The 5,855-nt window shown below is 39.3% G+C and carries 6 protein-coding genes; 4 read left to right on the plus strand and 2 right to left on the minus strand.

Features of this window, described 5'->3' with window-relative positions; all coding sequences use genetic code 11:
• Positions 1–1,578 (plus strand): NAD-dependent DNA ligase LigA (ligA, locus tag ACOVO2_RS03020; RefSeq protein ID WP_421768555.1); only part of this gene is annotated, 1,578 nt, incomplete at its 5' end.
• Between the two features lie 66 nt (positions 1,579–1,644).
• Here the strand turns inward: ligA and ACOVO2_RS03025 are convergent.
• Positions 1,645–1,977, minus strand: a complete 333-nt coding sequence (locus ACOVO2_RS03025) for a transmembrane 220 family protein (RefSeq protein WP_421768556.1) — start codon at positions 1,975–1,977, stop codon at positions 1,645–1,647.
• Positions 1,978–2,403: 426 nt separating this feature from the next.
• On the opposite strand from ACOVO2_RS03025, the gene fsa reads away from it, so the two are divergent.
• The 3 genes from fsa to ACOVO2_RS03040 all read left to right on the plus strand — a co-directional run bounded on the left by fsa (position 2,404) and on the right by ACOVO2_RS03040 (position 5,209).
• Positions 2,404–3,063 (plus strand): fructose-6-phosphate aldolase, encoded by a 660-nt coding sequence (gene fsa, locus ACOVO2_RS03030; RefSeq protein ID WP_188763679.1) that lies wholly within the window; start codon positions 2,404–2,406, stop codon positions 3,061–3,063.
• A 104-nt stretch (positions 3,064–3,167) separates the two neighbouring features.
• The gene (locus ACOVO2_RS03035; RefSeq protein ID WP_421768557.1) at positions 3,168–3,851 is read left to right on the plus strand and encodes a cell division ATP-binding protein FtsE; all 684 of its coding nucleotides are present in this window, start codon (positions 3,168–3,170) and stop codon (positions 3,849–3,851) included.
• Between the two features lie 80 nt (positions 3,852–3,931).
• A complete protein-coding gene (locus ACOVO2_RS03040; RefSeq protein WP_421768558.1) occupies positions 3,932–5,209 on the plus strand; it encodes an Hsp70 family protein in 1,278 nt (425 codons plus the stop codon).
• Between the two features lie 43 nt (positions 5,210–5,252).
• On the opposite strand, the gene ACOVO2_RS03045 is transcribed toward ACOVO2_RS03040, so the two are convergent.
• The coding region (locus ACOVO2_RS03045; protein ID WP_421768559.1) for a T9SS type A sorting domain-containing protein at positions 5,253–5,855 on the minus strand (603 nt) is incomplete at its 5' end.

Here is a 5,855-nt window from a genome sequence, read left to right on the forward strand (position 1 = left end):
GGGGCTGTTTTTGAAGTCCGTGGAGAAGGTTTCCTACCTTACTCATCATTTGAAAAAATGAATGCAGATGCCGAAGCAGCCGGCGAAGAAAGCTACGCCAACGCTCGAAATGCCGCTTCGGGTAGCTTCAAATTGCAAGATTCGGCCGAAGTAGCTCGTCGTGGGCTTGATGCTTATGTCTATCAATTTCTGTCAGATGAGGAAGTCTTTGCAACACACGAAGAAAGCCTAATAGCACTCAAAAACTTAGGTTTCAATGTGTCGCAAACTTGGAAAAAATGCAGCACAATCCAAGAGGTGATTGCTTACATCAACGAATGGGACGAAAAACGTTTTTCATTACCACTCGCCACTGACGGTATCGTAATTAAACTCAACTCGATTGCTCAAAGAGCCGAATTGGGTTATACTGCCAAAAGTCCACGTTGGGCAATTGCCTATAAATACAAAGCCGAATCGAAACCCGCTATTCTGAAAGCTGTTACCTATCAAGTGGGTCGCACAGGAGCAATTACGCCCGTGGCCGAACTCGACAATGAAAAACTTAACGGCAAAGGCATACACCTTTCTGGTACAACCGTCAAACGTGCTTCGCTCCACAATGCCAACGAAATCGAGCGTTTGGGTTTAAGAATCGGCGATACAGTTTTTGTGGAAAAAGGTGGCGAAATCATTCCGAAAGTAACGGCCGTTGACTTATCGAAGCGAGATATGTTCAACACGCAAGAAATTGTGTATCCAACTACTTGTCCCGAATGTGGCGGTGCATTAACTCGCAAAGAAGGCGAAGCCAACCACTACTGTACCAATGAAAAAGGTTGTCCACCACAAATTAGAGGCCGAATCGAGCATTTTATTCACCGCAAAGCCATGAATATTGATAGTTTGGGTGAAGGAAAAATCGAATTGCTTTATGATAAAGGATTGGTGAACGACATCACAGATTTATATGATTTGACCTACGAAAAACTTTTCGGACTCGAAAAAGTAACCGAAGACGAACTCACAGGAAAAGTCAGAAAAATTGGTTTCAAAGAAAAAACCGTTCAGAATATCTTAGATGGTATCGAAAAGTCGAAGCAAGCACCATTCAAACAAGTGCTTTTTGGTATCGGTATTCGTTATGTAGGTGCTACTGTGGCCGAAAAACTGGCGAGCTTCTTCAAAAATATTGATAATATCAAAAACGCCGATTACGAAACACTTCGCACCGCACCCGAAATTGGCGACAAGATTGCCCAAAGTATTATTGAATTTTTCCAGAATGAAGATAATTTGGCTTTAATCGAAAGACTTCGAGCAGCAGGTTTACAAATGGCCGCATTAGATGAAGTTAAAGAAATTGAAGGCGACCAACTGGCAGGAAAGACTTTCCTCTACACAGGTACGTTCGCCAATTTTGAGCGTGAAGCCCTCGAACAAAAAATCGAGGCGAATGGAGGAAAAGTGGTAAGTGGAGTTTCAGGAAAATTAGATTTTCTGATTGTTGGCGAAAAACCTGGCTCATCAAAAATAGAAAAAGCCAAAAAACTCAACGTAACGATGATTTCGGAAGAAGAATTTATGGCAATGCTTTAATAGTTTAGAGTTCTGGGTGTAGAGTTAAAATTCATCACTCAGAACTCAGAACTTTGAATTCAGAACTCACTTCAACGCCGCACAAAGCCACATTCCAATGGTGCAACAGCCCAAGCCAAGCGATTCACGACCCAATTCGATATTCACGGTTTTCATACCTTGATTCAACAAAACACCTTCCCACTCAGGCGGAAATTGATTTATTGCCCACATCAAAAACAATAAACCGAAGGCAAAATACATCAATTTATCGCCCTTTCCTTGCAATCTGTAATAACATAAATACGCCGGAATCAGATACACGGGAATCCAAACATAAGGGTCAGGGTCATTATACTGCACCAATGCAAACACAAAAAACATCACTACAAAAAACCAAAGTATTACTTTCTGTATCATCTCTTTAAAGGTATTGGGTTAGGAATATTTATCAAAACAAACAAAATTACGACTAACAGATTTTAAAAAATATGATATACCTCGTTAATTTTTTTTAACCCTCTTGCTTTACCCGACAAATAACTGACTATCAAGCGATTAATTCGATTTTTGAGACTAAAATCAAAAAAACTATTAAATTTGCACAAAAAAACGTTTGCAGACAGTCAAAAAATTACTACTTTTGTGTCGGCAAATTACCAGCTCCTGCTGAATCCCCCAGGTCTTGACCGAAGCAAGGGTACTGTGGTTGAGCGGTGAATTTGCCTTTTTTTTTGACTTTTTTTTAGAAAAACATATTCATGTAGCTTTTTAGTCTAAATAGCCCCAAGACTAGAAAGCATCAAACAAAAATCCTCCTTTATGAGGATAGGGGTGTTTCTCTCCATGAAATTTTTTATTGATACAGCCTCTCTTAAAGAGATTCAAGAAGCACAAGACCTCGGTGTTCTCGACGGCGTAACTACCAACCCTTCACTAATGGCAAAAGAAGGTATTGCTGGCAAAAACAACGTTATGCGTCATTATAAAGCAATCTGCGAGATTGTTGACGGCGATGTAAGTGCCGAAGTTATCTCTACTACTTTTGAAGAAATGATTGCTGAAGGCGAAGAGTTAGCTGAAATCGACGAGCAAATTGTAGTGAAAGTACCAATGATTAAAGATGGTATCAAAGCTATTAAATATTTTTCAGAAAGAGGTATCAAAACCAACTGTACCTTAGTTTTCTCAGCTGGTCAAGCTTTGTTAGCGGCTAAAGCTGGTGCTACTTATGTATCTCCGTTCGTTGGTCGTTTAGATGATATTTCAACCGATGGCATGAATCTTATCGAAGATATTCGTTTGATTTATGACAACTACGGATTTGAAACTCAAATCTTAGCTGCTTCGGTGCGTCACCCAATGCACATCTTACAATGTGCTAAAATCGGTGCTGACGTAATGACTGGCCCACTTTCGGCTATCATGGCATTATTGAATCACCCATTAACTGACAGCGGCTTGGCTAAATTCTTAGCTGACTACGCTAAAGTGAACGCAAAATAAAATTAGTTAAGAATTAAGAATGTAGAATTAAGAATTAAGAATTAGAACGGTTTATCTTTTTGGTCAATCACTCCTCCTTCTTAATTCTTAATTCTTAATTAATTATGGAAAGTTCGGTAATTTCTCTACAAAAGGCTTTTATTTACCAACGAGACCAATTGGTTTTGTCGGATGTAAATTTTAGTATCCAAAAAGGAGAATTTGTCTATTTAATTGGCCGAACTGGAAGTGGGAAATCTTCGCTTTTACAAACGCTTTACGCCGACCTTTGGCTTGAAAAAGGCTCTGGAATAATCGGTGGTTTTGAACTTCACGCTCTTAAACGTTCCGAAATACCTTATCTACGTCGAAAAATCGGGATAGTTTTTCAAGATTTCCAATTACTGAGTGATAGAAATATCGAAAAAAATCTTCATTTCTATTTGAAAGCCATGGGCTGGAAAGATAAAAATGAAATGAATGAGCGAATAGCAGAAGTACTTTCGTTGGTTAATCTACCTCATATTCTCGAAAAAATGCCCCACCAACTTTCGGGTGGTGAGCAACAAAGAGTCGGAATTGCCCGAGCATTACTCAACAAACCCGACATTATTTTGGCCGATGAGCCAACGGGGAATCTTGACCCCGAAATGTCGGTTGAAATTCTGAAACTTTTCCTCGACATAAACGAAAAATCGAATACTGCCGTACTGATGGCAACCCATGATTTCGAGCTTATCGAACGCTTCCCGTACCGTACGCTCTACTGCGACAAAGGTCAAGTTCGTGACCTTACCGAGAGTATGTAATTTTTTTATCCTCACGCAATTTTCAAATTGTTCTACGCATACACAATTCAGAAAATTGTGCTACATTATAATCGTTTTTCATGAGCAAATATATTTACGGAATTGATTTCGGAACGACCAACTCGGCCCTTGCAATTCTTGACACCGAAACAAATAATTTAGTTAAACTTTTCACGATACCTTCGCTCCTATTTTTCCCCGAGCCTACAACTCCCAAAGAAATTGTTGCTCCAACGGTTGGGCATGATGCCATTTCGCTCTATGTGCAAAGCCGTATGCGTGGGCGATTCATGAAATCTATCAAAAAGGTTTTGCCAAATAAAAGCTTTATTGATACCCGCATCGGCTCGAAAAGCTACCGTGCCGAAGATTTAGTAGCTTTGATTTTAGTGCATCTAAAGAAAATAGCCGATGAATTTGTGGGAGAAAACATCAAAACCGCCGTTATTGGCCGACCAGTAGTTTTTGACGAAAACCCCGAGAAAGATGCTCTAGCTCAAGAAAGGCTCTCAAAAGCGGCCCAAATTGCTGGTTTCGAAGAGTTTTATTTTCAAATGGAGCCAATCGGAGCGGCATTTACGTATGAACGTCAAATCGAAAACCAACAACTGGTTTTAGTAGCCGACTTTGGTGGTGGTACATCTGATTTTTCATTGATGAAACTCAACCCGGAGGCCATCAATCAAGCTGACCGCAAAGCCGACATGCTGGCTCAAGGAGGTATTTATATCGGTGGCGATAGCTTCGATTCTGACATTATGTGGCACAAAGGCACACCATATTTCGGGCGTGGTGTAAAAGAAGAATTTACGCCTGGAAAACCGATTGATTTGCCACTTTCGTATTTTTATAGCATTTGTTCGTGGGAAAAAATGAACTTCCTCGACTCCCTCCGTATGAAGTTGAGCATTGCTAAATCTTACCAATATTCGGGCAAAGATTATCGAGTGAAAAACCTACAAACCTTGATTGAACAAAACTTAGGCTATGTGTTATTTAAGCAAATCGAAAAAGTAAAAATCGACTTAACAAAGTCTGATAATGCTGTTTTTGAGTTTAACGAAAGCGAAATTGCCATCAACGAGCCTATTTCTATTCAAGCGTTTTCGGAAGAAATTATTGACAAAAACGTCGAGAAAATCGAACAGTATTTGCAAGAGTTTCTTGATAAAAATCAGATAAAAAACGAAGACATTGATGTGGTATTTATGACCGGTGGTACTTCGATGGTTCGGCCACTCAACAATATCTTTATGAAGCGTTTTGGTTCAGGAAAGATCAAATCGGGCGATAATTTTAATAGTGTGGCTATGGGTTTGGCGTATAGTTATCGTGTGTTGGCTGAGGCCGTTGCTTAACGAAAAAGCGGTCTGCTATTGGGTAGCAGACCGCTTAAAAAACTTATTCTTTTATCATGGTTTTGCTTTCAACCACTCCTAATTTACTGACCATTTGAATGATATATGGCCCAGGCTCTAGATCAGATATCTCCAAATCGACACTGTTTCCAGAGATTTTTTGAGACTTCCTAATTCTTCCTCTAAAATCCACAATCTGATAAAAAGCATCTCCTTCTATTTTATCTTCATTTCCAATCATTAATGAAATACTGTTTTGAGCAGGATTCGGATAAACAGAGAATCTCGTCATTATTTCTAATGGAACAGGAATATTACTCAAACTTTTCCCTTTTATATCAACTGGAACATTGATCGAAGAATTTTTCTTCGAAGCCGCAATTGACAATGTAGTAAATGAAGTTGTCAAACTATAAGCCGAACAACTCGCCTTTACTTGCCATTCGTAAGTGGTTCCACTTGATAATCCAGTTATACTATATGCATTAGCTGTTACAGCTGCTAGAGTTATCCAATTTGAGCTTGAATATGGTCTATACTGAATAGTATAATCAATCGCTCCATTAATTAAATTCCAAGCTATAGTAGCTGAATTTGATGCGATATTACTAGTTACTAGGCCAACCGGAGCAAGACAAGAAGCTGT

Source organism: Emticicia sp., from assembly GCF_049241225.1.
Classification (GTDB): domain Bacteria; phylum Bacteroidota; class Bacteroidia; order Cytophagales; family Spirosomataceae; genus Emticicia.

What these genes read in the sequence shown, in the direction of transcription:
- ACOVO2_RS03025 (WP_421768556.1), bottom strand. Translation starts at nt 1,977, where the DNA reads ATGATACAGAAAGTAATACTTTGGTTTTTTGTAGTGATGTTTTTTGTG.
- fsa (WP_188763679.1), top strand. Translation starts at nt 2,404, where the DNA reads ATGAAATTTTTTATTGATACAGCCTCTCTTAAAGAGATTCAAGAAGCA.
- ACOVO2_RS03035 (WP_421768557.1), top strand. Translation starts at nt 3,168, where the DNA reads ATGGAAAGTTCGGTAATTTCTCTACAAAAGGCTTTTATTTACCAACGA.
- ACOVO2_RS03040 (WP_421768558.1), top strand. Translation starts at nt 3,932, where the DNA reads ATGAGCAAATATATTTACGGAATTGATTTCGGAACGACCAACTCGGCC.